The 25,196-nt window shown below is 61.8% G+C and carries 23 protein-coding genes and 1 tRNA gene; 13 read left to right on the forward strand and 11 right to left on the reverse strand.

From position 1 onward, the window contains the following. Positions 1-36: 36 nt before the first annotated feature. The 7 genes from JQ629_RS15705 to JQ629_RS15735 all read left to right on the forward strand — a co-directional run bounded on the left by JQ629_RS15705 (position 37) and on the right by JQ629_RS15735 (position 6,693). The gene (locus JQ629_RS15705; RefSeq protein ID WP_212413449.1) at positions 37-1,239 is read left to right on the forward strand and encodes a CaiB/BaiF CoA transferase family protein; all 1,203 of its coding nucleotides are present in this window, start codon (positions 37-39) and stop codon (positions 1,237-1,239) included. A gap of 230 nt (positions 1,240-1,469) precedes the next feature. Beyond that, the gene (gene ugpB, locus JQ629_RS15710; RefSeq protein ID WP_212264082.1) at positions 1,470-2,783 is read left to right on the forward strand and encodes a sn-glycerol-3-phosphate ABC transporter substrate-binding protein UgpB; all 1,314 of its coding nucleotides are present in this window, start codon (positions 1,470-1,472) and stop codon (positions 2,781-2,783) included. Positions 2,784-2,847: 64 nt separating this feature from the next. Next, positions 2,848-3,729: a sn-glycerol-3-phosphate ABC transporter permease UgpA gene (gene ugpA / locus JQ629_RS15715; protein ID WP_212413450.1), complete on the forward strand. Its 882-nt coding sequence runs from the start codon at positions 2,848-2,850 to the stop codon at positions 3,727-3,729. Continuing rightward, positions 3,729-4,577, forward strand: coding sequence for a sn-glycerol-3-phosphate ABC transporter permease UgpE (gene ugpE, locus JQ629_RS15720; protein ID WP_212413451.1), 849 nt, complete (start codon positions 3,729-3,731; stop codon positions 4,575-4,577). Before ugpA ends, ugpE begins: the two co-directional genes overlap by 1 nt. Before the next feature lie 36 nt (positions 4,578-4,613). Further along, positions 4,614-5,705: a sn-glycerol-3-phosphate import ATP-binding protein UgpC gene (locus tag JQ629_RS15725; RefSeq protein WP_212413452.1), complete on the forward strand. Its 1,092-nt coding sequence runs from the start codon at positions 4,614-4,616 to the stop codon at positions 5,703-5,705. Between the two features lie 245 nt (positions 5,706-5,950). Next, the gene (locus JQ629_RS15730) at positions 5,951-6,376 is read left to right on the forward strand and encodes an Hsp20 family protein (protein ID WP_024584318.1); all 426 of its coding nucleotides are present in this window, start codon (positions 5,951-5,953) and stop codon (positions 6,374-6,376) included. A 50-nt stretch (positions 6,377-6,426) separates the two neighbouring features. Further along, entirely contained in the window at positions 6,427-6,693 is a 267-nt protein-coding gene (locus tag JQ629_RS15735; protein ID WP_192736215.1) for a BQ00720 family protein, read from the forward strand. A 226-nt stretch (positions 6,694-6,919) separates the two neighbouring features. Here the strand turns inward: JQ629_RS15735 and ptsN are convergent, their stop codons facing one another. From ptsN to JQ629_RS15770, 7 genes are all read right to left on the reverse strand, one after another. Further along, on the reverse strand, positions 6,920-7,381 hold the full coding sequence (ptsN, locus tag JQ629_RS15740; protein ID WP_192736214.1) for a PTS IIA-like nitrogen regulatory protein PtsN: 462 nt from the start codon (positions 7,379-7,381) through the stop codon (positions 6,920-6,922). A gap of 244 nt (positions 7,382-7,625) precedes the next feature. After that, complete coding sequence (gene hpf, locus JQ629_RS15745; protein ID WP_212264086.1) at positions 7,626-8,225, reverse strand: ribosome hibernation-promoting factor, HPF/YfiA family; 600 nt, start codon at positions 8,223-8,225, stop codon at positions 7,626-7,628. 71 nt (positions 8,226-8,296) lie between these two features. Continuing rightward, positions 8,297-9,967: an RNA polymerase factor sigma-54 gene (rpoN, locus tag JQ629_RS15750; protein ID WP_212264087.1), complete on the reverse strand. Its 1,671-nt coding sequence runs from the start codon at positions 9,965-9,967 to the stop codon at positions 8,297-8,299. 93 nt (positions 9,968-10,060) lie between these two features. Continuing rightward, on the reverse strand, positions 10,061-11,092 hold the full coding sequence (lptB, locus tag JQ629_RS15755) for an LPS export ABC transporter ATP-binding protein (RefSeq protein WP_212413453.1): 1,032 nt from the start codon (positions 11,090-11,092) through the stop codon (positions 10,061-10,063). Positions 11,093-11,281: 189 nt separating this feature from the next. Further along, positions 11,282-12,001: an LptA/OstA family protein gene (locus JQ629_RS15760; protein WP_212413454.1), complete on the reverse strand. Its 720-nt coding sequence runs from the start codon at positions 11,999-12,001 to the stop codon at positions 11,282-11,284. After that, entirely contained in the window at positions 11,998-12,741 is a 744-nt protein-coding gene (gene lptC, locus JQ629_RS15765) for an LPS export ABC transporter periplasmic protein LptC (protein ID WP_212413455.1), read from the reverse strand. Before lptC ends, JQ629_RS15760 begins: the two co-directional genes overlap by 4 nt. 153 nt (positions 12,742-12,894) lie before the next feature. Then, on the reverse strand, positions 12,895-13,509 hold the full coding sequence (locus JQ629_RS15770) for a ribonuclease D (protein WP_212413456.1): 615 nt from the start codon (positions 13,507-13,509) through the stop codon (positions 12,895-12,897). Between the two features lie 165 nt (positions 13,510-13,674). Between JQ629_RS15770 and JQ629_RS15775 the strand changes: the two genes are divergently transcribed. Together JQ629_RS15775 and JQ629_RS15780 are read left to right on the forward strand one after the other, a co-directional pair. After that, complete coding sequence (locus tag JQ629_RS15775) at positions 13,675-14,430, forward strand: NYN domain-containing protein (protein WP_212413457.1); 756 nt, start codon at positions 13,675-13,677, stop codon at positions 14,428-14,430. 282 nt (positions 14,431-14,712) lie between these two features. Next, on the forward strand, positions 14,713-15,984 hold the full coding sequence (locus tag JQ629_RS15780) for an MFS transporter (protein WP_212413458.1): 1,272 nt from the start codon (positions 14,713-14,715) through the stop codon (positions 15,982-15,984). Between the two features lie 222 nt (positions 15,985-16,206). Here the strand turns inward: JQ629_RS15780 and JQ629_RS15785 are convergent, their stop codons facing one another. Together JQ629_RS15785 and JQ629_RS15790 are read right to left on the reverse strand one after the other, a co-directional pair. Then, on the reverse strand, positions 16,207-17,430 hold the full coding sequence (locus JQ629_RS15785; protein ID WP_212413459.1) for a PepSY-associated TM helix domain-containing protein: 1,224 nt from the start codon (positions 17,428-17,430) through the stop codon (positions 16,207-16,209). 15 nt (positions 17,431-17,445) lie between these two features. Beyond that, positions 17,446-19,734, reverse strand: a complete 2,289-nt coding sequence (locus tag JQ629_RS15790; protein ID WP_249135077.1) for a TonB-dependent siderophore receptor — start codon at positions 19,732-19,734, stop codon at positions 17,446-17,448. A 129-nt stretch (positions 19,735-19,863) separates the two neighbouring features. Between JQ629_RS15790 and JQ629_RS15795 the strand changes: the two genes are divergently transcribed. Beyond that, positions 19,864-20,535, forward strand: a complete 672-nt coding sequence (locus tag JQ629_RS15795; protein ID WP_212413460.1) for a TetR/AcrR family transcriptional regulator — start codon at positions 19,864-19,866, stop codon at positions 20,533-20,535. Positions 20,536-20,692: 157 nt separating this feature from the next. Here JQ629_RS15795 and JQ629_RS15800 read toward each other — a convergent pair. Then, a tRNA-Leu gene (locus JQ629_RS15800) sits at positions 20,693-20,779 on the reverse strand. 225 nt (positions 20,780-21,004) lie between these two features. On the opposite strand from JQ629_RS15800, the gene JQ629_RS15805 reads away from it, so the two are divergent. Next, entirely contained in the window at positions 21,005-21,973 is a 969-nt protein-coding gene (locus tag JQ629_RS15805) for a complex I NDUFA9 subunit family protein (RefSeq protein WP_212413506.1), read from the forward strand. A gap of 165 nt (positions 21,974-22,138) precedes the next feature. On the opposite strand, the gene JQ629_RS15810 is transcribed toward JQ629_RS15805, so the two are convergent. Then, positions 22,139-22,945, reverse strand: coding sequence for an undecaprenyl-diphosphate phosphatase (locus JQ629_RS15810; protein WP_212413461.1), 807 nt, complete (start codon positions 22,943-22,945; stop codon positions 22,139-22,141). Positions 22,946-23,333: 388 nt separating this feature from the next. Between JQ629_RS15810 and JQ629_RS15815 the strand changes: the two genes are divergently transcribed. Both JQ629_RS15815 and queG read left to right on the forward strand, forming a co-directional pair. Beyond that, complete coding sequence (locus JQ629_RS15815) at positions 23,334-24,026, forward strand: glutathione S-transferase family protein (protein WP_212031986.1); 693 nt, start codon at positions 23,334-23,336, stop codon at positions 24,024-24,026. After that, positions 23,975-25,168: a tRNA epoxyqueuosine(34) reductase QueG gene (gene queG, locus JQ629_RS15820; protein WP_212413462.1), complete on the forward strand. Its 1,194-nt coding sequence runs from the start codon at positions 23,975-23,977 to the stop codon at positions 25,166-25,168. Before JQ629_RS15815 ends, queG begins: the two co-directional genes overlap by 52 nt. Positions 25,169-25,196 lie beyond the last annotated feature (28 nt).

The following is a 25,196-nucleotide window of genomic DNA, read 5'->3' on the forward strand; positions in this document are numbered from 1 at the left end:
AATTCCATTGGTCTTACTTGAGCGAAGGTTTTTTCCATGAGTTCTCCGGCTCCCGGCGCAATGACGGGCCTGCGCGTGATCGATCTCACGCGCGTGCTCGGCGGCCCCTATTGCACGCAGATCCTCGCCGACCACGGCGCCGACGTGATCAAGGTCGAGCCGCCCGCCGGTGACGAGGTGCGCGACTGGGGCCCTCCGTTCCATGAGGAGGACGCGGCCTATTTCGTCGGCATCAACCGCAACAAGCGTTCGATCGGCCTCGACCTCGCCTCCGAGGGCGGCCGCGCCGTGTTGTTGAAGATGCTGGAGACCGCCGACGTCCTGATCGAGAATTTCAAGCCGGGCACGCTCGACAAATGGGGCATCGGCAACGAGGTGCTGCGCGCGAAATTCCCAAAGCTCGTGCATTGCCGGATTTCCGGCTTTGGCGGCGACGGCCCGCGCGGCGGCAATCCGGGCTATGACGCGATCATCCAGGCCATGACCGGCATGATCGCCGCGACCGGTTCGGCGCAAAGCGGCCCGATGCGGATCGGCGTCCCGCTCGTCGACATCACCACCGGGCTTTATGCCGCGATCGGCATCCTGATGGCGCTGTCGGAGCGGCAGCGCTCGGGCCTCGGCCAATTCCTCGAGGCCACGCTGTACGAAACCGGCCTTGCGATCATGCATCCGCACACCGCGAATTATTTCATGCATGGCAAGCCGCCGAATCTAACCGGCAACGAGCATCCCAATCTCGTGCCCTATGCGATCTTTCCGACCCGCACCGACAACATCTTCATCGGCGTCGGCAATGACGGCACCTTCCGCAAGCTCGCCAAGGAAATCGGCAAGCCGGAACTCGGCACCGATCCGCGCTTTGCCCGCAACAAGGACCGCATCGCCAACCGCGATGCGTTGCGCGCCGAGCTCGCCGCGGTGTTCAGCCAGCACGATGCCGCGCCGCTGTGCGACCGCCTGCTCGCGGCTGGCCTGCCGGCCGGCCCGGTCCAGTCGATCGACCAGGCGCTGACCGCCGCCCACACGCTTCACCGCGGCGATGTCATCGAGCAGGACTGGTACAAGGGCGTCGCCTCGCCGATCCGCCTGGAGCGAACCAAACCGAGCCTGCGCCGGACCCCACCGAAATTCAGCCAGCACTCCGCCGAGGTGCTGGGCGAGTTCGGCTACTCCAAGAGCGAGGTCGAGGCGATGGTCGCCAAGGGCGTGGTGTGCGGACCGGAGCGGAAGCGGTAGCCGCTGTCGTCCCCTGCATTCGCCGCTCCAAGCCCTCGCCAATCTCCCGGGGCCAAACACGTTCGCAGGGGCGACGGGACAGATCGGATCCGTCACCCTTGGCCTATTTGACGGCTTCCCGAGGGGCCCGCTTCCCCGATACCATGCTTTCGCTTATACGGTCATTTGCACGTCATCCGGCGCTGCTATCGCGCGAAACGAAGATGACGACCCAACCTGGAGGGAATTACATGGCATTTCGACAATTCGGCGTAGCCGCGAGCGTGACTGTCGCGCTTGCGCTCGCCACGCCTGCCTACGCTGCGACTGAGATCCAGTGGTGGCACGCCATGACCGGCGGCAACAACGACATCGTCAACAAGCTTGCCGAGGATTTCAACGCCAGCCAGTCCGACTACAAGGTCGTCCCCACCTTCAAGGGCAGCTATCCCGACACCATGAATGCCGGCATTGCGGCGTTCCGTGCCGGCACCGCGCCGCACATCATTCAGGTGTTCGAGGTCGGCACGGCGACCATGATGAGCGCCACCGGCGCCATCAAGCCGGTTTACCAGCTGATGAAGGATGCCAACGAGCCGTTCGACCCCAAGGCCTACCTGCCGGCGATCACAGGTTATTACTCGACGTCGAAGGGCGACATGCTGTCGTTTCCCTTCAACTCGTCGTCGACGGTGATGTGGATCAACAACGACGAGCTGAAGAAGGCCGGCATCGCCGAGATTCCGAAAACCTGGCCGGAAGTTTTCGACGCCGCCAAGAAGCTGAAGGCGGCCGGGCACACGACCTGCGGATTCTCCAACGCGTGGGCGTCATGGGTGCATATCGAACAGTTCTCGGCCTGGCATAACGTCCCGATCGGCAGCAAGGCCAACGGCCTCGACGGTTTCGATACCGTGCTGACGTTCAACTCGCCGCTGCATGTGAAGCATCTGCAGAACCTGATGGACCTGCAAAAGGACAAGACCTACGACTATGCCGGCCGCGCCAACGCCAGCGAGAACCGCTTTGCGTCCGGCGAGTGCGCGATCTTCCTGACCTCGTCGGGCTATTACGCCACTGCCAAGAGCACCGCCAAGTTCGACTTTACCTCGGCGCCGATGCCCTACTACCCGGACGTTCAGGGTGCGCCGCAGAACTCGATCATCGGCGGCGCTTCGCTGTGGGTGATGGGCGGCAAGAAGCCTGAGGAATACAAAGGCGTCGCCAAGTTCTTCACGTTCCTGTCCGACACCAACCGTCAGGCCGACCTGCACCAGAAATCCGGCTACCTGCCGATCACCAAGGCAGCCTATGAAAAAACCAAGGCGGACGGCTTCTACGAGAAAAACCCCGTCCTGCAGACGCCGCTGAAAGAACTCACCAACAAGGAGCCGACCGAGAATTCGCGCGGCCTGCGCTTCGGCAACATGGTGCAGATGCGCGATCTCTGGGCCGAGGAACTTGAAGCGGCGCTGGCTGGCAAGAAGACCGCCCAGGAAGCCCTCGACGCCGCGGTCGCGCGCGGCAATGCGATGTTGCGGACGTTTGAAAAGACGGCCAAATAGTATCGGCGAAGACTCCCTCTCCGCCTTCCGGAGAGGGAGCACCTCTGGCATCACAGCGTCCTGAATGGAAAAGTCTGTCGTCTTCAACAACAAGCTGCTGCCATATCTGCTGCTGGTGCCGCAGCTCATCATTACATTCGTATTCTTCTACTGGCCGGCGAGCCAGGCGGTCCTTCAATCCTTCAAGCGCGAGGACGCGTTTGGCCTGACATCCGAATTCGTCGGGCTGGAAAATTACCAGTCGCTTTTCGCCCAGCCAGAATATTACAAGTCGATGCTGACGACGCTGATCTTCTCGTCGCTGGTCGCGGCGTTGTCGCTTTCCATTGCGCTGTTGTTCGCAACCCAGGCCGACAAGAACCTCAAGGCCGCCGGCACCTACAAGACGCTGATGATCTGGCCCTATGCGGTGGCGCCCGCGGTCGCCGGCGTGCTCTGGATTTTCATGTTCCATCCCTCGCTCGGCACGCTGGCGCGGCCGCTGCGCTGGATGAATTTCGACTGGAATCCGCTGCTCAACGGCAACCACGCCATGACCCTGGTGGTGATGGCCGCGGTGTGGAAGCAGATCTCCTACAATTTCCTGTTCTTCCTGGCCGGCCTGCAATCGATCCCGAAAAGCGTGCTGGAAGCCGGCGCGATCGACGGCGCGGGCCCGATGCGGCGGTTCTGGACCATCGTCTTTCCGCTGCTATCGCCGACGACGTTCTTTCTTCTGGTCGTCAATGTCGTCTACGTCTTCTTCGACACGTTCGGCATCATCGATGCGGTCACCGGCGGTGGCCCGGCCGGCGCCACCACCACGATGGTCTACAAGGTGTTTGCCGACGGACGGCTCGGCGGCGATCTCGGCGGCTCGGCCGCGCAGTCCGTGGTGCTGATGGTGATCGTGATCGCGCTGACCGCGGTCCAGTTCAAATATATCGAGCGCAAGGTGCAGTACTGATGGTCGAGCACCGCCCGCTCAACGACATCATCGCCTACGCGATCCTGACGCTCGGCGTCTTCATCGTCGCCTTTCCGGTCTATCTGGCGCTGATCGCGTCCACCCACGACGCCGCGACCGTGGTCGGGGGCAGCATGCCGCTGACGCCCGGCAGCCAGACGCTGGAAAACTACTACCGCGCGATATTCGTCGGCGGATCGCGGACCAGCCGCGAGCCGGTCGGCCACATGCTGATGAATTCCTTCATCTCGGCGCTCGGCATCGCGATCGGCAAGATCTTCATCTCGATCCTATCGGCCTACGCCGTGGTGTATTTCCGCTTCCCGTTCCGCAAGACCGCATTCTGGATCATCTTCGTCACGCTGATGCTGCCGGTCGAGGTGCGCATCTACCCGACCTACAAGGTGGTCGCCGACCTCAAGATGCTCGACACCTATGCGGGACTGATCATGCCGCTGATCGCTTCCGCCACGGGAACGCTGCTGTTCCGGCAATTCTTCATGACGGTTCCTGAGGAATTGCTGGAAGCATCGCGGATCGACGGCGCGGGTCCGTTCCGCTTCTTCTGGGATACGCTGCTGCCGCTGTCGGTAACGACGATCGCGGCGCTGTTCGTGATCCAGTTCATCTATGGCTGGAATCAGTATCTGTGGCCGCTGCTGATCACCACGCAGGATTCGATGCAGACCATCGTCACCGGCATCAAGAAGATGCTGTACACGACCGATGAGCTGGCCGAATGGCAGCTTGCGATGGCCACCGCCATCCTCGCGATGCTGCCGCCGGTCGCGGTGGTCGTGTTCATGCAGCGCCTGTTCGTGCGCGGGCTGGTCGAGACGGAAAAGTGAGGACGCAAGTGGCGCTGGTGACCCAAGGCAACGTAAATGGCTAACGTAACGCTGCGTAACGTCCGCAAGACCTATGCCGGTGGCTTCGAAGCCATCAAGGGCATCGAATTTGACGTCGGCGACGGCCAGTTCTGCGTGCTGGTCGGCCCTTCCGGCTGCGGCAAGTCCACGCTGCTGCGGATGGTCGCGGGGCTCGAGACCATAACCGGCGGCGAGATCGATATCGGCGGCCGTATCGTCAACCAGGTCGAGCCGGCCGACCGCGACATCGCGATGGTATTCCAGAACTACGCGCTCTACCCGCATATGAGCGTCTACAACAACATGGCCTACGGCCTGCGCAACCGCGGCATGGCCGAGCCCGAGATCAAGACCCGCGTCGAGGAAGCCGCGCGCATCCTCGAACTCGGCGCCATGCTCGACCGCAAGCCGCGGCAATTGTCCGGCGGCCAGCGCCAGCGCGTGGCGATGGGACGCGCGATCGTGCGCCAGCCGAAAGTGTTTCTGTTCGATGAGCCGCTGTCGAACCTCGACGCCAAGCTGCGTATCGCGATGCGGGTCGAGATCCGCAAACTGCAGCGCCGCCTCTCGACCACAGCGATTTACGTCACTCACGACCAGCTCGAGGCGATGACGCTGGCCGACATTCTGGTGGTGATGAATGCCGGCCAGGTCGAGCAGATCGGCAATCCGCTCGATATCTACCAGAAGCCCGCGACCACCTTCGTCGCCTCGTTCATCGGCGCGCCGCCGATGAACCTGATGCCGTTGCGGTCCGATGAACTGAAATCGCAACTGGCCACCGACGTCAGACTCAACGAGGCCGGCATCCTCGGAATCCGTCCCGAGGACTTCGTCATTTCAAATGACGCCGCCGCTGGTGGTGTGGCACTTGGCCTCACCGTCGAGGCGATCGAGCATGTGGGGGCCGAAACCTTCATCTACGGAGCCCGGCAGAACGAGACGCAGGCCGTGGCGGCAAACCCCGGCGAGCTGCCGCCCGGCGAGGTGATCGTGCGGATTCCCGGCGCCATCGGCCCCGCCATCGGCGAGCGAATCAGGGCGGTGGCACCAGCAGACAAACTGCATCTGTTTACCGCCGATGGCCGCAAGCGGGTGGGTGATTGATCCCGTCATTCCGGGATGGTGCGCTAGCACCAGACCCGGAATCTCGAGATTCCGGGTTCGGTCCTTTGGACCGCCCCGGAATGACGTGAAAACAGGCCGCCGCGGCCGATTTACGCAGTGCCTGGAGCGGCTTGAACCCTCCCCAAATCACCCCCATATTGCTGTTTGACCGGTCAGCAAACCCGCCGGCCGGTCGAATGGGGTGCCGCAAGGGCCCCTCAAAGTCGCTTCGAGAGGACTTTGTAATGTCTCGTGTTCCATCGTTATCCAGTCCGTTCCTGCTTGGGTTCGACGAAATTGAGCGTGCGCTCGATCGCGTCGTCAAAGGCGCCGACGGCTATCCTCCCTACAACATCGAGCGCTGCGACCGCAGTAATGGGCAACCCGAACGCTTGCGCATCACGCTGGCGGTCGCCGGGTTTACCCGTGACCAACTCGATGTGACCATTGAGGAAAACCAGTTGGTGATCCGGGGCCGTCAACAGGACGACAAGGCCCGGCAATACATCCATCGCGGCATCGCCGCGCGCCACTTCCAGCGCACCTTCGTGCTGGCGGAGGGGATGCAGGTGCTGGGCGCGGATCTGAAAAACGGGCTGTTGTCGATCGACCTTGCCAGGCCGGAACCTGAAAGGGTCATTAAGACAATTGCTATCAATGAGCACGAATAATGGAACGAGGAGCGGACTCGACCGCTTAGTCTCATAGAGGAGTCGAGACCATGAGTGATGTGAGTGTGACGTTCGAAACTGAAAAGGTTTCCGTTGAGGCGCTGGCCCATCTTGGTGAGGGCCATATCGCCTACGTAAAGCAAGTCCGTTCCGAGGACGTGCCCGGCCTGTTTCCGCAGGCGCCGAAGATCGCGCCAGGACTGAAACTGTTCGCGCTGCACGCCGCCGACGGTACCCCGATCATGCTGACCGACAGCCGCGAGGCGGCGGTCGCCAATGCATGGAGCAACGAATTGCAGGCCGTCAGCGTGCACTGACCCAGCACTTGCTGGTGTCACTGACCCGGCTTGCCGGTGTCAACTGATCCGACGCTTGTCGGTATCACTGATGCAGCGTTTGCTGCTGTCGCTGGTGCAGGCTTGGTAGCGGTCGCGTAGACCGCGATGAGAGTTCGCAATACGCGGGCATGTCCTCGGATCGGGGACGGCCCGCGTATTTTTTTGGCCGGCGCAATTCGCCAGCGTCAGTTCCAGAATGAGGATGTTACGCCGCGCTCGCCGGCGGCAGCGCCAGTACCGAGTAGATCGCCTGGGCGTCGCGCGAGGCGCGCAGTTTCTTGGCGACGTCCTGATCGCGCAGCAGGCGGGCAATCCGCGCCAGCGCCTTCAAATGATCGGCGCCGGCGCCTTCCGGTGCCAGCAGCAGGAATACCAGGTCGACCGGCTGGCCATCCATCGCTTCGAAATCGATCGGGCGTTCAAGCCGGGCGAAAAACCCGAACAGCTTTTCAAGCTTGGGCAGCTTGCCGTGCGGTATAGCAACGCCATAGCCGACGGCGGTGGTCCCCAGTTTTTCGCGCTGCAGCAGCACTTCGAAGACCGCGCGCTCGTTCTGCCCGGTCAGGGTCGCCGCCCGCGCCGCAAGTTCCTGCAACGCCTGCTTCTTGCTGATGACTTTCAACGCGGGGAGTATCGCCTCGGGTGCGACCAGATCGGTAATCGTCATGGGGCGTTCCGAGGTGAATTAAGCCGTCAGGGTGCGAAATGGGTTCGAGAACTTCAGCTTCAAGAATTGGGCGTCAAGAAGCTGAGGTGGGAGGCGGGCTTAGGCCCGGGTCCCGATTGGTCGGCTTCTACTCCAACGCATGACCGGTGCCAACTCCCACGGGCGAGTTCCCGCACGCTATCCTTAAAGGGCGGCGGACCATAGGGAGGGGCGCTTTGGGCGTCAATGCTGTCAGCCATGCTTGTCAGGGGGTAACCGCCGGCGGATCGACCCACCCGACATTGCCGTCCGTGCGCCGGTAGATGATGTTCACCCGGCCGCTCGAGCCGTGCTGAAACACGATGCAGGCGGCCCCGGTCAGGTCGAGCTCCATGACAGCTTCGCTGACCGACAGCCGCTTCAGCGACTTGGTCGCCTCCGCAATGATCACGGGGCTGTATTCAGAGACCTCGTCGTCGCCCTCCGGGGCCTCGATGACATAGCTCGGCGCGTCGAGACCCCCACCGTTCAACTCCGCGATCGCCATGGATGCCGCGTAGGTCTTGCGGGCCGAGCGGTCCTTCAGCCGGCTCTTGTAGCGGCGCAGGCGCTTCTCGATCATCACCAGCGCCTGGTCGGCGCTGGCATAGGCGTCGGTGGCGTTCGAATCGGCTTCCAGCGTAATGCCGGAATCGAGGTGCAGCGAACAATCGGTGCGGAAGCCGAAGCCATCCTTGCTCAGCGTGATGTGGCCGGAGTAATTGCCGTCGAAATATTTTCGCAGGACCTCATCGGTGCGCTCGCTGACGCGGGAACGAAGCGCTTCGCCGACGCTGATGCTTTTCCCGGAGATTCGAAGGGTCATTTGATGCCTCGCTTGATGCCTCGTTCACTCTGTCGGGAAACCGACACTATCGCGATTTGACGCGAACGCAATCAGGCCGGCGCCGTATCACGGGACCGGTCGGAGGAAGTGGCCGGGGCTGAGAGTGCGTTACCGAGCATGCTCTGTTTGTCACGGCGGCGCTGCACCGAGGAAGGAATTCGCATCGCTTCGCGGTACTTCGCGACGGTGCGGCGGGCAATATCAATGCCCGACTCGCGCAATCGTTCCACGATCGTATCGTCGGAGAGGATCGCGGCCGGGGCTTCCGCGTCGATCAATTGCTTGATGTGGTGGCGGACCGCTTCGGCCGAATGGGCCTCGCCGCCGTCGGCCGAGGCGATCGAGGCGGTGAAGAAATACTTTAGTTCAAAGCTGCCGCGATTGGTCGCCATGTATTTGTTGGCGGTAACCCGTGACACCGTCGATTCATGCATCTGGATCGCGTCCGCCACCGCCTTGAGGTTCAGCGGCCGAAGATGCGCCACGCCATGGGTGAAGAAGCCGTCCTGCTGGCGCACGATTTCGGTCGCGACCTTCAGAATGGTGCGGGCACGCTGATCGAGCGCACGGACCAGCCACGTCGCGTTCTGCAGGCAGTCGGTGAAGTAGGATTTGTCGCCGTCCTTGCGGATCGTCTTCGACAGCTCGGTGTAATAGACCTGATTGACCAGCACACGCGGCAACGTGTCGCTGTTGAGTTCAACATGCCAGCCGCCGTCCGGGCCCGGCCGTACGTAGACATCCGGCACCATGGTCTGGGTGCGCGCCGAGCCGAACTTCAGGCCAGGCTTGGGATCGAGCCGGCGGATCTCGCCGATCATGTCGGTGATGTCCTCGTCGTCGACACCGCACAATTTGCGCAAAGACGCGATGTCGCGCTTGGCCAGCAAATCCAGATGTTCGACCAGCGCCTGCATCGCGGGATCGTAGCGATTGAGTTCGCGCAGCTGGATCGCGAGGCATTCGCTCAAATTGCGCGCGCAAACGCCGGGCGGGTCGAATTTCTGCAGGACCGCAAGAACCGCATCGACATCGGCTTGCGCGGCGCCGAGCCGTTCGGCGGCCTGCCCGAGGTCCTGCGGCAGATAACCGGCATCGTCGACCAGATCGATCAGATATTGTCCGATCATGCGCTGCACCGGCCCGGGGAAGGCCACCGCCAGTTGTTCGGCGAGATGGCTGCCGAGGGTGATTTCGGCGGCGACAAAGGCTTCCAGGTTGTAGTCGTCGTCATTCGACGCGCCGCCGCCCCATTCGGTATAGGCGGTGGGCGCGGCATCCTGCGCCGCCCGGGCTGCCGCTTCTGCGGGCTCCTCGGAGAAGACGTTGTCGAGCGGGGTATCCAGCGTCTGCTCAATTTCTGTGCGACTGCCGAGATCGCGGTTCAGCCAGTCTTCCTGGCCGGCCTCGAACTGGCCGGGCTCAAAATTGTCGCCGGTGGAACCGGCCATCTCGCCCGGCTCGGCACCGCCCTCGTCGCCATAGCTCTGGGAATCACCGGAATTGGAGAATTCAGCCTGTTCCGGGACCGGCTCGCCCCTGACCGGTGCTTCGGGACCGTCGCTGGCCCGTTCGAGCAGCGGATTACGTTCCAGCTCCTCCTCGACGAAGGCCGAGAGGTCGAGGTTCGACAGTTGCAGCAGCTTGATCGCCTGCATCAGCTGCGGCGTCATAACCAGCGACTGCGACTGGCGGAACTCTAGTCTCTGCGTCAAAGCCATGGAGGCGAGAACCGATCCACTGAAAGTTGGTCCGATTCTTGCTTATCCTAGTCCAAAGCCGATGTACACGGCTTGACGTACGCTAAAAATGGGCTAGAGGCGGAATTCCTCGCCAAGGTAAAGACGGCGTACATCCGGATCGTTGACGATGTCGTCCGGACTGCCCTCAGTCAAGATTTCCCCGGCATAGACGATGTAGGCGCGGTCGGTCAGGCCGAGCGTTTCACGGACATTGTGGTCGGTGATCAAGACGCCGATGCCGCGATTGGTGAGATGGCGCACCAGATCCTGAATGTCGCCGACCGCGATCGGATCGATGCCGGCGAACGGCTCGTCGAGCAGCATGTAGTTCGGACGCGTCGCCAGCGCGCGCGCGATCTCGACGCGGCGACGCTCACCACCGGACAGCGCGATCGACGGAGACTTACGCAAGCGCGCGATGTTGAATTCATCGAGCAGCGCATCGAGTTCGGCCTCGCGCTTCTTCCTCGAGGGTTCGACCACCTCGAGCACCGCGCGAATATTCTGTTCCACCGTGAGGCCGCGGAAGATTGACGCTTCCTGCGGCAGATAGCCGATGCCCAGCCGCGCGCGCTGATACATCGGCAGCTTCGTGACGTCATGGCCGTCGAGTTCGATGGCGCCGCGGTCGGCCTTGATCAGCCCGGTGATCATGTAGAACACCGTGGTCTTGCCGGCGCCGTTCGGCCCCAGCAAACCCACCGCCTCACCGCGGCGAACATAGATGCTGACACCGCGCACGACCTTGCGGGTGCCAAAGCTCTTTTCCACGCTATGCACAGCCAGGTAGCCCGGCCGCTGGATCAGGCGGGGCGCAGCTGCGCCATTGGTCCTGGATTGGTTCTTGGGGGCTTGGGTCCTGGGGGCCTGCGCGCGCGGGCGCGGTTCCTCGTACGGCGGCTCCACCGCATGCTCCGGCGGCTGGGGCAATTCCAGTCCGGTCAGCGGGACGGCACGTGCCATCGGCGGCGCATCGCGCACCGGGTTCGTCAGCATGTCGCCAAAGGAATCGCCGAGCGCGGTGATGTCCTCGCGCGAACGCGCAAATCCTGCCGGCCCGCGTTTTGCGGGGCGTCGACGGAACATGCCGAGTAAATCCACCATCCCGCTTCGCTTAGCCTTTCACGGTGATCCCGCGACACCCGCCGGCGAATCGATCCGCCTGCAAAGCATGAATGAATGGATGTTCCCTGCCCAGTGGAACACCTTGCCGCGCCCGCCCAGTAGATACAGCCTCGGAACCCCGGCTTCAACCACGAGCGTCCAAATTAATACTTAAGGCTTTGACTTAGTTTATTTTTTTCCTGGCAGAAGCATGGGCAAGCCAGGCTTCGGGGCGCCAGGAGCTGGCGCCGCACCCGGCGCCGGTGCCGCCGTCGACCCGCAGCCCTGTGCTCCTTGGGTGAACATGCCTTGCACCTTGCCGGTATCGGATTCGACCCGCGATACGCCGGTCGTCATGTCGACCTTCAGGCGGTCGCCACGTAGCACGTTATTGCACTGGGTCAGCACGATGCCGCCGGTCATCGTGATCAAATTGGCCTTGGTATCGAAGATGGCGGTCTCACCGGTCACCACCTGATCCTTTTGCGTGACAACGACACTGCCCCTGGCTTCCAGTCGCCGGATCGACGAACTTCCGCCGGGCCCCGGGGTCGCGGACTGCATCGGCGCGGATGCGGATTTGGCGGCCTTGCTGTTGGCGGGCGGCGGGGTGGCCGGGGCCGCAGGGCCCGAATCGTAGAACACGACCAGCGTTTTCGACGTCATGGTGGTGTCGCCCTGCACGACCTTCACATTGCCGGCGAAGGTCGCTTCCTTTTTCTTGTCGCGCATCTCCAGCGACGCCGCCTCGATTTGAATCGGCTGATCGCGGTTCTGGGAAAAGCCCTGCATCGCGTTGGGCACGCCAGACACCGCGCCTTGCGCAGAGGCCGCACCAGGCGCGATCGGCGCAAGCGCCAACGCCGCCAGAGCCAGACTGCGCGAGAAAAACATCTTCATGAAAATCATTTCGCGTTGGAAGATTTGCCGGAGACGGATCGCGTCTTCGGCGCTGGAGCAACGGGTTCGGGCGCTGGCGCGGGCTGAGCGGGCGCAACGTCATCACCCAGTTTGTCCAGATTCATCACGACATTGCCTTCGAACCGCACCACCTCGCCGCTGTTGAGGATTCTGAGCCTGTCGGCGACCAGCGTTCCGTTCAGCAGTTTGACATCGACGTGTTCATCCGAGGTTACCGTGCCCTTGTTGATGTCGATATAGGCCTGCGACATGCGGGCTTCATAGCCGGTGGAGGATTGCAGGAAGATATCCTTACGCAGATCGAGCAATTGCTGCTTGCTGTCGTAATAGCCGGTGCGGGCGTCCATCGTCACCGTGCTCTTGTCTTCCAGCATCACCTTGGCGCGCGGCGCCTTGAGTTCCATATGGTCGGGATCGGTCAGATCCTGGATCGCGGCCTTGGCCCAGACTTCGTACGGCCGCTGGTCGGTCGAAAAGCCGGCGAGATGCGGCGATTCCATCGTAATCTTGGTTCCGGAAACCACCAGATTGCCGATGTCGACCGGGAGCTTCGGCAACAGCATCCGGAACGGGTTGAAAACCGACACGGCGACGATGCTCGCCATCGCCAGCACCACCGCCGACGGCACCGCGATCCGCAGCATCCGTACCATCCGGCTGTGGCGCGCCGCGCTGGCAAAGCGCGCCTCCATTCCGGCGACATAGGCTGGGTTCTGTGACGAGTTCACCGCTGCTCCAGAGCGAGGTTAGCCCGCCATTGTAGCCGGGATTGCCTCACGATGCAGCCCGGACCACGCTTTACCAGTGTGACCGAAACGGGGCGTAAACACCCCCCAGGCGCCATGAAAGCCCCCCTGGGGACTGCTTCAAATCGCCCCGGTTCAGGAATGCGCAAAAATATCCTCGGCCTCCCAGCCGCCGAGGTCGAGCCTGGCTCGGGTCGGCAGGAAATCGAAACAGGCCTGCGCCAGTTCGGTGCGCCCCTCGCGCGCCAGCATGGCGTTGAGCCGTTCACGCAGTCCATGCAGATGCAGCACATCGGAGGCCGCATAGGCGAGCTGCGCCTCGCTGAGGCTGGCCGAGCCCCAGTCGCTGGACTGCTGCTGTTTCGACATGTCGATATTGAGCACCTCGCGCACCAGATCCTTCAGGCCATGCCGGTCGGTGTAGGTGCGGCTCAGTCGCGAGGCGATCTTGGTGCAGTAGACCGGCTGCGGCATCACGCCGAAGGCGTTGTAGAGGGCAGCGAGATCGAAGCGGGCAAAGTGGAAGATCTTGGTGATCTTGGGATTGGCGAGCAGCGCCTTCAGGTTCGGCGCATCGCTGTGGTCTTTCGGGATCTGGATCACGTCGGCGGAGCCGTCGCCATTCGACATCTGCACCACGCAGAGCCGGTCGCGATGCGGATTGAGCCCCATGGTCTCAGTGTCGATCGCAACCGAATCCGTGTAGCGGGAAAGATCCGGCAGATCGCCGCGATGCAGGCGGATGGTCATGGCGTTGGGAACCTCTTCGAATCGGCAGAGCCTAAAGTCCTAAGATAACGTCGAAATCGCCGCCAAACGAGGGTCCGGCTCGCCAAATCGCGTACTTTATGGGGCCTTTTCCAGAATCGGCGGAGTTGCGTCAATATGGACAGCGACCACAAAGGGGGTGCACCGATGAAAGCCGAACAGCAGCGATTGCCTCGTTTTGCCGTGCTGATCGATGCCGACAACACCTCGCCGCTGATTGCCGGCGGCTTGTTCGAGGAAGTCGCGAAATTCGGCGAGGCCAGCGTGCGCCGCATTTACGGTGATTTTTCCGGGCCGCACCTCAAATCATGGTCCGAGATCCTGCAAAAGCACGCCATCGATCCGTACCAGCAGTTTGCCTACACCAAGGGCAAGAACGCGTCTGATATCGCGCTGGTCATCGACGCCATGGACCTGCTGCACAGCGGACGGTTCGACGGGTTTTGCCTGGTGTCGTCAGACAGCGACTTTACGCGTCTTGCCTCCCGCATGCGCGAGCAAGGTGCCGACGTTTACGGCTTCGGCGCCCAGAAGACGCCGGAGAGTTTCCGGCAGGCGTGCCGCAGGTTTATTTACACCGAGAATCTTTTGCCGGCGCCGCCGACCTCCAACGCGGAGACACCCTCCAGGGCGACCTCCTTGCAGCCGCGGAGCGCTGCAATTCCGATGCTGAACAAAGCGATCTCGCAGATCGAGGACGAGGACGGCTGGGTCATGCTGGGGCAGGTCGGCACGCAGCTCTCGAACCTGTTCTCGGATTTCGACGTTCGCTCCTACGGCCATCGCAAACTCAGCGACCTCGTGCGGAAAACGGGTGCTTTTGACGTTGAGAAGATTGATGACGCGAATATGCGTATCAGGGCCAAGGCCGAAGCTGACCGTCCCAAAAGCAAGGCGAAGTAGGGTTTTCCCGGCCAGGATACAAAAGCACTTGCGCGAACCTATCGCAGCCCTTGCTAGCGATACAAGGTGCCGGGCAAGGCGTTGAAACTTCCCTTCACATCGTCGCGATAAACGACACACACACTTTCGGAGTTTCGACAACCTCTCGCCCGATTCTAACGCTCAATCGCCGGCGGCCTCGGCTTGCGCCGTCCGCGTGAATCGCATCTGTCCCAGCTCATATGTCCCAATGCGGCGTCGGTCCGGCGCGCCGCACGGCATCGCTCCCGACGAAAGAATGTCATGACCGAACAAAGCTCGGCGGCGCCAATCGAGGAACAACCGGAGCAGGAGCGCGGCTTTTCGCGCTACCAGTCATTCCTCATCGCGCTGCTGGCATTCGCGCAGTTCACGATCATTCTCGACTTCATCATCATGTCGCCGCTCGGCGCCATCCTGATGCCCGCGCTCGATATTACCGCCGGGCAATTCGGCGTCGCGGTTTCGGCCTACGCGTTCAGCGCCGGCATTTCGGGCATCCTTGCGGCCGGCTTTGCCGATCGATTCGATCGCAAGCGCCTGCTGCTGTTTTTCTATGTCGGCTTTACGTTGGGCACGCTGCTGTGCGCGCTGGCGCCGAACTATCATTTGCTTCTGCTCGGCCGGGTCGTGACCGGACTGTTCGGCGGCGTGATTGGCTCGGTGGTGCTCGCGATCGTCACCGATCTGTTTCCGCTACAGCTGCGCGGCCGTGTGATGGGTTTCGTGCAAACCGCCTTCGCCGCCAGCCAGGTGCTCGGCATTCCGGCCGGACTTTTTCTCGCCAACCACTGGAGCTGGCACGTCTCTTTCGGCGCGATCGTCGGCCTGTCACTCGTCGCGATGGCCGCGATCCTGTTCGCGATGCGGCCGGTGAACGCGCATCTCCAACTAAAGCAGGACAGGAACGCGTTCGGGCACCTGATCGCGACCATCGGACAGCCGCGCTATACGCTGGCTTTCGCGGTGACGACGCTGCTGTCGACCGGCGGCTTCATGCTGATGCCGTTCGGCAGCGCCTTCACCGTGCATAATCTCGGCATCGATATCCTGCATCTTCCGACCATCTATCTGGTTTCCGGCGTTTTCAGCATTTTCATCGGTCCGCTGGTCGGACGGGCGAGCGACGCGTTCGGAAAATTCCCGACCTTTGCGTTCGGCAGCGCCGTTTCGGTGGTCATGGTGCTGATCTACACGCATCTCGGCCACGTCAGTTTGACGACCGCGATCATCGTCAACGTCCTGATGTTCGTCGGCATCTTTTCACGCATGATCCCGTCGCAGGCGCTGATTTCAGCGATACCCGACCCCAGCCAGCGCGGCTCGTTCAGCGCGGTCAGCGCTTCCCTGCAGCAACTCTCCGGCGGACTCGGGTCAGTGTTCGCCGCAGCGATCATCGCGCAAAATCCGGACGGCACGCTCCGGCATTTCGATTGGCTAGGATACGTCGTGGTCGCGACGTCGATCCTCTCGCTGATCATGATGTATTTCGTGCAGAAGTCGGTCGCGAATCAGGCCGCCAAGCGCATGGTCTGAGATGCGAGCGGTTCGCCTGCGGTCAGACAGAGGATCCCGAAGCCCCCCGTGCGCCGCGAATGAGGTAGAAGACGCTGCCTGCGCACGGCACTGCGAGCGCGATCCAAGAAGCCAGCCACCAGAGTCCGCCCTCTCCGATCAGCGCCGAAAACAGACCGGCCACGGTAATGAGCGCCAGCCCCGTGGGGATGGCCCACTGTCGAGAGCTCGATCGAGCGACGCTCATTCGGCGAGCCTCGCCTCGAAGGCGATCGTGGCGGGCTTTGCGGATCGGCGTTTTGCGATCCAAAGATACAGGCCGCTCACGAGAATGATGACGGTAATGAGATCAAGAACCGCCCATATGATCTTCAAAGGCAGGCCGCCGTAATCCCCGAAGTGCAGTGGCTGCGAGACAAAAAGTGCGGTCGCATACCAGGGCATATCGCGAACTGACACGACCTTGCCGTTCGTCGCATCCACCAGGGCGGGCTTCAAGATGCGGCTCGTTAGCGGGGTGTCACCCGTCAGGAAGGCGGCGTAATGATTTGGCGTCGAAAACGGACTGCCGGGAAGCGCCAGCGTCAGGATCGTCATGCCAGGCACCGCTGCGCGAACCTCTGCCAATACGTCATCGACCGAAGCGCGGCGTGTTTCCGCACCCTTCGCATCGGCTTGCGCCGCCATTTCCAGCAACTGATTGGATTGCCACATCAGCTCGATCGGCGCAGCGAGGGTGTTGATCACGCCAGTGAGGCTAACGATGCCAAACCAGGCCAGCGCTATGACGCCGAGAAGATTGTGCAGATCGAGCCAGCGCAGTCGGTTGCTGCCTTGCTTTCTAACTTCACCGAATTTGACGCGTCGGGCGAACGGGCCATACAGCACCGCACCGGATACAATCGATACAACCAGCAGGACTCCCATTCCACCGAGGAACAGCGTGCCTTTGATGCCTGAGAACATGTCGACGTGAAGCCGAAGCATGACGTAAATGAAACCTTCATTGGGTTGGTCAATCGCGAGGGCCTTGCCCGTGCGCTTGTCAAACACGCTATAAAAGAAGGTATCCGGCGCCGCCGTCGCGCTGGCAGCCGTCGGAATCTTTACGATGGGTTTTTCCCGGTCGTAGAAGACATAGGGGACGACCTCGCCCGGCCGCTTCGCTAGCGCCTGGGCAATCATGGTGTCGACCGAGGCCCTCGCGTGAGGATCGTCAACCCTCTCCAGCGCTGGATTTGGGCCCAGCTCTTCTCGGAAGATCAGCGGAAGACCCGTGAGACACAACAGAAGCGCAAAGATCGTGCAGATCAAGCTGCTCCATTTATGGAGCCATGACCATGTTCGAACCTGACTAGAGCCATTTCCGTTCCGATGGAATCGGAACGGGGCTCTAGATTTTTGGTTTGACGCGTTTTCTTGACGCGAACCGGTATCCACTTCGCTGGAAAACGCTCTAGCTTTCATGGCTCAACAAATCTCTCACCACCTGTAACGCAAGCCTGCGAGCACGAGGCGGCCATTGCCGAACTGGCAGTAAATGTTCGAGCTGCAGCTCGTGTAATAGCTCTTGTCGAGGAGGTTGGTGACGTTGAGAGTGACCTCGGCGCCCTTCCAGGCACGCGCTAAATTGGCCAGGTCGTAGCGCGCCACCGCATCGAACACGACATATCCTGGTGATACGAGGCTATTGATGTCGTCTCCGAAGCTTGGACCGACCGATCGCACGCCACCGCCGACGGTCAATCCAGCCAGACCTCCGGTCAGGAAGCTGTAGTTCACCCAGAGAGACTCGAAATGAGCGGGAACGGCTTGCGGGCGTTTACCGATCGCAAGCAGGTCGGTCGATTGGGTAACCCTGGTATCGAGAATGGTCGAAGCCGCGATGATCTCGATATTTGCGCTCACCCGGCCCCGCGCCTCGAACTCGACACCGCGTGACCGTATTTCCCCTTGCTGCACGCTAATGCCCGGCACGGCCGAAGGCGTCAGGGTATTCTGCTGACGAAGATCGAAGAACGCCGCCGTGAACAACATATCCGCAAACGCCGGCTTGAACTTCAGGCCCGCTTCATACTGTTCGCCCGTGGTCGGGACAAACGGCAGTCCGTTGCCCCCAACCCCGATGACGGGTTCGAACGATGTCGAATAGCTTGCATAGGGCGCGAGGCCGCTGTCGAACAGATAAAGCAACCCGGCCCGGTAGGTCTGCTTGTCACTGTCTTGAGGCTGCGAGGTTGCGGTTAGCCGGTTGTCCGACTTTTGCTCGGTCCAATCGTGGCGTGTTCCGACCGTCAGACGGAAGCCACCGAACTTCATCTGGTCCTGAACATAGACACCGGTTTGCGATAGCGTCTGATCGCTGTTGATGAACGTGGCCAACGCCCCCACCGGCTGGTTGTAAACCGGATTTACAACATCAAGCGATGTCGCGCCCCCGAATTGGTAGAGCCATGAGCTGCGTGAGTTCTGCTGATCGACGCCCGCCAAAACAGTGTGATCGATTGCCGAAGTTGAAAAGTCGAAGCGCAATCGATTGTCGGCCGCGAGCCCATCTGCTCGCTCAGACGAGCTGATCGCTGCGCGAGGAATTGTGCCGGCCGCCGTGATCGCCCCCATCATCTGGAGGCTTCGAAAATCGGTATCGACCTTCGAGTATCTCAATGCCGAGTGAAAACTGACGACATCGTTCAAGCGCCGGTCGAAGACATATCCGACCCCGGCTTGCTCGCGGTCGAACCGGTCGAACCCGGGGTCGCCAATATTGAGGTTTCTGTTCAGCAACGGGCGATAGGCGGCAGGTGCCAGCGACTGCGGGTAGAGCGAGTTGAAATAGCCACCCCTGGGATCACGCTGATAAAATCCCGAGACCGTTAGTTGCGTGTCAGAATCCGGACGCCAGGTAATCGCTGGCGCCACGCCGACACGCTGCTCTTCGACGCCCTCGTATCGCGTGCCGGACATCCGGCCGATGGCGCTAATGCTGTAGAGCCACTGCTTCGCAGCATCGAGCGGCCCTTGGCTTGTAATCCCGCCCTGAACCCGTCCGAAACTGCCGCCTTCGATGCGAGCCTCATTGTAGGGAATTTCGCTCGGCTGGCGGCTGACCAAATTGACGAGCCCACCCGGGCTGATCTGGCCATACAGAACAGCTGATGGTCCTTTGATAACCTCGATACGATCAAGCAGGAACGCGTCGATTGAGGTGACTGCAAACGCTTGCCCGCGGGGCAATTTCAGGCCGTCAAGAAAACTGACGAAGTTGGTCGATATGCCGAATCCTCCAATGCCGCGCAGGAAAACACTGTCGTAGCGCGACGTCGCATCGACGTCTGAAAGCACGCCTGCGGTATATCTAAGAGCATTCCCGACAGTTTGGGGGTTTTGGTCGTCGATCTGGCGACGCGTGACGGTCGAGACGGACTGTGGTGTTTCCAGGACGGGCGTCGACGTTTTCGTCGCGCTCGATTGATTCGTTGCGAAGACTTGATCGCGGGTGTCCTGGCGCCCGGCGCCAACAGCGGCAGGAAGCGGCGTCAATGATCCGTCCGGTGCACGATCGGACGTCGAGCGGACGCTTCGGCGAACTGGAGCGGATTGGCGTTGCGAAGCTTGCGCCCGCGCGGGTCGCCGTTCCTTTGGAGCATCGACCGTGACAGGCGGCAAACTGGAGCTTTGCGCGAGTGCCGGCCAATTCAAGGCAGGCACGGCGGCCGTGCCGAGCAGAACGGCCATTCGCAGTGAAGCCTGCGACGCTTTGATAATCCCCATTTGCGCCCCTTTGAATTCGCTGGGCGATTAAACAAAACGGGACGGTCCTGTCCAGTTTATATGATGGCGTTTACAATGATTTAGACCTATTACAAATCGGGGACAGGAAGCGGACTTGCAGGGAGCAGGATGAAGCCGGGACCAAAGATCGCAAGGCGTGGCCAGCGGGCTCCCATTCGGCGAGGCGGCCGCCCGACGAAGGCCGAGGCGCAGTTCGTTGAAGACCGCATTCTTGCAGCCGCTGCGGAGTTGTTCGCGAAGGACGGCTATGCGGCGACGTCGGTCGAGCGCGTGGCGTCAGTGTGTGGTGCCGGCAAGGACACCATCTACCGTCGATATCCGTCGAAGCGTGCTCTGTTCGATGCCGTCCTGGGGCGGAGTCGCAGCCGAATCATCGCGCGTCTCGATGATATTGAAAGCCACAACCCGGAACACGGCAGCCTTACTCAACTCCGAGACCTGACGAGCTGCCTGCTCGATATCAATCTCGATCCAGAGCTTGTTGCGTTCAAACGGATCGCTTTGAGCGAGATGCTGGTTGCCGATGGCAGTTGCGCCGCTCCGGAGCCAGACGCGATCATGAAGCTACTGCGCTCTCGCATCATGCAGGCCCAGGAGGACCGCCACCTCATAGCCGACGATCCGAGCTTCCTGACCGAACACCTTATCAATAGCATCATTGTGGGTCCGACCACGCTGGCCATGTTTGGCTTCAAGCCACTCTCGTCGGTGCAGGAGCGTCAGTCGTATTTCGACAAGGCCTGGAAATTGTTTCTTGGTGGCGCAGGTTCAGATCGATAGCGGGAATATGCCCGTTCGGGCCAAGCCCCCACTGGCCGTCCAAGAGCAAGGCTGGGCAGCCCTCGGATTGCCCCGCCCAATGGCCATCTCCCGGCCTGGCGTACCGGTCTGTCGGCTGGTAAACCCGCCATTCAGCGACATCATGGGCATGGGCAAATGGTGCCCAGGAAAGGACTCGAACCTTCACGGCCGTTAAGCCACTGGCACCTGAAGCCAGCGCGTCTACCAATTCCACCACCTGGGCCCGGGCGGGTTAGTAAGGATCAGTCGCGAGCTTGTCAAATTGATGAATTGCGGGCTGCGCTATAAATTTTTGGCCCATCGCCCTTGCGGAAAACCGGAGCCCACTTTTCCGGGGCGATGTGCAAATATGCTGTACAGCGACAGCGGGTTGGCGTATCGCGAATCCGCTAAATTCGCCCACGATCTCTCGAATTTGACCGCAGGAATGGACCCGGCAATGGACCCGATGGCATCGAACCAGGAAACGCTCGTCACGATCTTCGGCGGATCGGGCTTTCTGGGGCGAAACGTGGTCCGGGCGCTGGCCAAGCGCGATTATCGCATCCGGGTGGCGGTGCGGCGGCCGGAGCTGGCCGGGCATCTGCAGCCGCTTGGCAGGGTCGGCCAGATCCACGCCGTTCAGGCCAATTTGCGCTATCCGGCCTCGGTCGAGGCCGCCATGCGGGATTCCCAGATCGCGATCAATCTGGTCGGCATCCTGACCGAGGGCGGCGCGCAGTCCTTTGATGCCGTGCAGACCAAGGGCCCCGAGACGATCGCCAAGGCGGCCGCGGCCGTTGGCGGGCGGATGGTGCATGTCTCCGCGATCGGCGCCGACGAGAACTCGCCGTCGGGCTATGGCCGCTCCAAGGCCGCCGGCGAACAGGCCGTGCTGGCTGCCGTGCCTTCCGCCACCATCCTGCGGCCGTCGCTGATGTTTGGCCCCGAGGATCAATTCACCAACCGTTTTGCCGCGCTCGCGCGGATGTCGCCGGCGCTGCCGCTGATCGGCGGTGGCGAGACCCGGATGCAGCCGGCCTATGTCGGCGACGTCGCGACCGCGGTCGCGGAAGCCGTCGATGGCAAGGCAAAGCCAGGCGCGACCTATGAGCTCGGCGGGCCGGAAGTGCTGACCATGCGCGAGATCATGGAAATCATTCTTAGCATCACCGAACGTAAACGTGCGCTGGTTTCGCTGCCGTTCGGCCTGGCGAAGCTGAACGCACTGTTCCTGCAATTCGCACCGGGCGCGCTGAAACTGACGCCGGATCAGGTCGCCATGCTGCGCTCGGACAACGTGGTGTCGGATGCGGCGAAGGCCGCAGGGCTGACCCTGGAAGGGCTCGGCATCGCGCCCGATTCGATGGAAGCGATCGCCCCGCAATATCTCTGGCGCTTCCGCGCCGCGGGCCAGTTCCAGAGGAAGACGGTGTAGCTTGTCGTCCCGGCGATGGCCGGGACCCATACGCCGCGGCCAAAATTGCCAAAAAAGGAAGACAACGACCAGCGTGTACAACCAATGCCCGCTGGTGGTTATGGGTCCCGGCCCCCCGTGCGCAATTGCGCACTAGGCCGGGACGACATAAATAGCGCGCGCGAATTACCGTCCCAGCGCCAGCGCGATCAGGCCGAGCGTGCCGGCGATGATGCGCCACCACGCGAAAAACGTGAAGCCGTGGCGCGTGACGTAGGTCAGGAAGGTCTTCACCACGATCATCGCTGTAATGAAGGAGACCACGAAGCCGATCGCGACGACGCCGATGTGATCGGTCGTCATCTCGCCGCGGTTCTTGTAGAAATCATAGGCGAACGCACCGATCATGGTCGGGATCGCCAGGAAGAACGAGAATTCAGCGGCCGACCGCTTGTCACCGCCGAGCAACATCGCCGCCACGATGCTGGCGCCGGAGCGCGACACGCCGGGAATCATCGCCACGCACTGCGCGATGCCGATCCACAGATACATCATCAGCGGATACCGCGTGGCGTCGTCCTCGCGCGGCTTGAGATCGAGCTGATCGACCCAGATCAGGATTGCGCCACCGACGATCAGCGAGAAACACACCACCCACGGATTGAACAGCAGTTCCTTGATGTATTTGCCGGCAACCAGGCCGACCACCACCGCCGGCAGGAACGCCACCAGCACGCCGATGACGAAGCGACGGTCGTCGGGATTGGAGAACATCCCGAGTGCGACCCGCCACAATTTGGTGAAATAGAGCACCACGATCGCGAGAATTGCGCCGAGCTGAATCAGCACGACAAAACTCTGCCAGAAATTACCCTCACCGAGGCCGAAGAAGCGTTGCGCCAGCAGCAAATGGCCGGTCGAGGAAACCGGCACGAATTCCGTGACACCCTCGATGATGCCGAGAATCACCGCCCGCACTGCATCTGACATCATGATTGGGTCCGTTCCGATCGAAATCAGCCGAAAAAGCCGCGCCCTTCTCGCCTATTCGAACCCATCTCGCAATCGCAAAAAAACAGCAAACACCGGTTGCCTCGTATGCAGGCTCGGCTATAGCGTTTCGAGCGAACCGAACCCGGATCGCGTAGCAATCTGCCTTACGCAGATTGCGTAAACTTAGCTGCGGCGGAAAACGCGTCAAAACAAGCGATTGCGGCCCCCTTCTGATTTCAATCGGGACCCGGATCGGCTCTAGTGTCTCCGTTCGATGACGCGGCCATGAAAAGATTGAGGGTTTCTTAAGCGCCGCGAGCTAACCCCAAGGATTAATCCAAGGATAAATCCAAAGGATCAATCCAGGGACTTCCAAGCCAAGGACTTCATGTACACGCTGCACCATCATCCGTTCTGCCCGCATTCGCGCTTCATTCGCCTGGTCCTCGGCGAACACGGTCTCGATTTGCGCCTGGTGGAAGAACGGGTCTGGGAACGTCGCGAGGCGTTTCTCGCGCTCAACCCCGCGGGCACCACGCCGGTCCTGATCGCCGAAGGTTATCCTGCGATACCCGGCGTCGGCATCATCGCCGAATATCTCGATGAGGTGCATGGCCCCAGTGCCGACGAGCGGCGGATGCTGCCGGTCTCGATGGGCGAGCGCATCGAGGTGCGCCGCCTGATGGCATGGTTCAACGAGAAGTTTTTCGAGGAGGCCTCCAATCCGCTGGTGACCGAGCGCATCTACAAGCGCTTCATGGCTGAGGAGAATGGCGGCGGCGCCCCGGCGGCCGACGTGATCCGCGCGGCCAAGGTCAATGTGCGCTATCATCTGGCCTATATCGGCTGGCTGGCGCAGACGCGGAACTTCCTTGCCGGCGACCGGCTGACCTACGCGGACCTCGCCGCCGCGGCGCATCTTTCGGCGATCGATTATCTGGGCGACGTGCCATGGAGCGAGGACGACGCGGCAAAGGCGTGGTACGCGCGGGTGAAATCCCGCCCGTCGTTCCGCCCGTTGCTGAGCGAATGGCTGGCCGGCGTGCCGGCGTCGCAGAGCTACGTGGACCTCGACTTCTGAACCAGGCCAAACTCTCCGGCGAAGACCTCAAGGCCGCGCTGGCGCATGAAGCGCGCGCGCTCGGCTTCGATGGCATCGGCGTCACCGGTCCCGAAGCGATCGCGCAGGCCGGCATGCATTTTCGCGAATTCCTCCAGACCGGCGCCCATGGCGACATGGACTGGCTCGCCGCCAGCCCCGAGCGCCGCACCGATCCGCGCGTGTTGTGGCCCGGCGTGCGCTCGGTGATCATGCTCGGCGTCAATTACGGGCCGGATGAAAATCCGCTGCACATTCTCGAAAAGCGCACGCGCGGTGCGATCTCGGTCTATGCGCAAGGTGACGACTATCACGATTTGATCAAGAAGCGCCTCAAGGCGCTCGCGCGATGGCTGGTCGCGATGTCGGGCGACGAAGTCAAAGTGTTCGTCGATACCGCGGCCGTGATGGAAAAGCCGTTGGCGCAGGCGGCTGGATTGGGCTGGCAGGGCAAGCACACCAATCTGGTGTCGCGCGAGTTTGGATCATGGCTGTTTCTCGGCGCGATCTACACCGCCTCCGACCTGCCGCGCGATACGGCGGACGCGGACCATTGCGGCTCCTGCCGCGCGTGCCAGGACATCTGCCCGACCGCGGCATTCCCGGCGCCCTACAAGCTCGATGCGCGCCGCTGCATTTCCTATCTCACGATCGAAAACAAAGGCCCGATCCCGCGCGAATTCCGCAAGGCGATCGGCAACCGCATCTATGGCTGCGACGATTGCCTCGCCATATGCCCGTGGAACAAGTTCGCCCAACAAGGGCGCGAAACAAGACTCGCCGCCCGCGCGGCGTTGCGTGCGCCGGCACTTTCGGAATTGGCCCGGCTCGACGATGGCGCGTTTCGCGCGCTGTTTGCGAAATCGCCGGTCAAGCGTATCGGCCGCGACCGCTTCATTCGCAATGTGCTGATTGCGGTCGGCAACTCCGGCGATGCATCACTGGCGCATGAGGCCGAACGATTGCTTGACGACGAAAGCGCGCTGGTGCGGGGCGCAGCGGCCTGGGCGCTGTCGCAGCTGATGGCGCCTGAGACCTTTGCCGCACTGGCGAGCCACGCGGCAGCCGGCGAGACCGACGCGACTGTTCGCGCGGAATGGATGGATTGCGCCCTGCCCGCTTGATTTTATCGCGCGGTTTCCGTCATGTTCG

The sequence above is a fragment of the Bradyrhizobium sp. AUGA SZCCT0222 genome (assembly GCF_018130205.1).
Classification (GTDB): domain Bacteria; phylum Pseudomonadota; class Alphaproteobacteria; order Rhizobiales; family Xanthobacteraceae; genus Bradyrhizobium.

Coding starts and splice junctions, on each gene's coding strand:
- JQ629_RS15705 (WP_212413449.1), top strand. CDS start 37: ATGAGTTCTCCGGCTCCCGGCGCAATGACGGGCCTGCGCGTGATCGAT.
- ugpB (WP_212264082.1), top strand. CDS start 1,470: ATGGCATTTCGACAATTCGGCGTAGCCGCGAGCGTGACTGTCGCGCTT.
- ugpA (WP_212413450.1), top strand. CDS start 2,848: ATGGAAAAGTCTGTCGTCTTCAACAACAAGCTGCTGCCATATCTGCTG.
- ugpE (WP_212413451.1), top strand. CDS start 3,729: ATGGTCGAGCACCGCCCGCTCAACGACATCATCGCCTACGCGATCCTG.
- JQ629_RS15725 (WP_212413452.1), top strand. CDS start 4,614: ATGGCTAACGTAACGCTGCGTAACGTCCGCAAGACCTATGCCGGTGGC.
- JQ629_RS15730 (WP_024584318.1), top strand. CDS start 5,951: ATGTCTCGTGTTCCATCGTTATCCAGTCCGTTCCTGCTTGGGTTCGAC.
- JQ629_RS15735 (WP_192736215.1), top strand. CDS start 6,427: ATGAGTGATGTGAGTGTGACGTTCGAAACTGAAAAGGTTTCCGTTGAG.
- ptsN (WP_192736214.1), bottom strand. CDS start 7,381: ATGACGATTACCGATCTGGTCGCACCCGAGGCGATACTCCCCGCGTTG.
- hpf (WP_212264086.1), bottom strand. CDS start 8,225: ATGACCCTTCGAATCTCCGGGAAAAGCATCAGCGTCGGCGAAGCGCTT.
- rpoN (WP_212264087.1), bottom strand. CDS start 9,967: ATGGCTTTGACGCAGAGACTAGAGTTCCGCCAGTCGCAGTCGCTGGTT.
- lptB (WP_212413453.1), bottom strand. CDS start 11,092: ATGGTGGATTTACTCGGCATGTTCCGTCGACGCCCCGCAAAACGCGGG.
- JQ629_RS15760 (WP_212413454.1), bottom strand. CDS start 12,001: ATGATTTTCATGAAGATGTTTTTCTCGCGCAGTCTGGCTCTGGCGGCG.
- JQ629_RS15770 (WP_212413456.1), bottom strand. CDS start 13,509: ATGACCATCCGCCTGCATCGCGGCGATCTGCCGGATCTTTCCCGCTAC.
- JQ629_RS15775 (WP_212413457.1), top strand. CDS start 13,675: ATGAAAGCCGAACAGCAGCGATTGCCTCGTTTTGCCGTGCTGATCGAT.
- JQ629_RS15780 (WP_212413458.1), top strand. CDS start 14,713: ATGACCGAACAAAGCTCGGCGGCGCCAATCGAGGAACAACCGGAGCAG.
- JQ629_RS15785 (WP_212413459.1), bottom strand. CDS start 17,430: ATGAAAGCTAGAGCGTTTTCCAGCGAAGTGGATACCGGTTCGCGTCAA.
- JQ629_RS15790 (WP_249135077.1), bottom strand. CDS start 19,734: ATGGGGATTATCAAAGCGTCGCAGGCTTCACTGCGAATGGCCGTTCTG.
- JQ629_RS15795 (WP_212413460.1), top strand. CDS start 19,864: ATGAAGCCGGGACCAAAGATCGCAAGGCGTGGCCAGCGGGCTCCCATT.
- JQ629_RS15805 (WP_212413506.1), top strand. CDS start 21,005: ATGGCATCGAACCAGGAAACGCTCGTCACGATCTTCGGCGGATCGGGC.
- JQ629_RS15810 (WP_212413461.1), bottom strand. CDS start 22,945: ATGATGTCAGATGCAGTGCGGGCGGTGATTCTCGGCATCATCGAGGGT.
- JQ629_RS15815 (WP_212031986.1), top strand. CDS start 23,334: ATGTACACGCTGCACCATCATCCGTTCTGCCCGCATTCGCGCTTCATT.
- queG (WP_212413462.1), top strand. CDS start 23,975: ATGGCTGGCCGGCGTGCCGGCGTCGCAGAGCTACGTGGACCTCGACTT.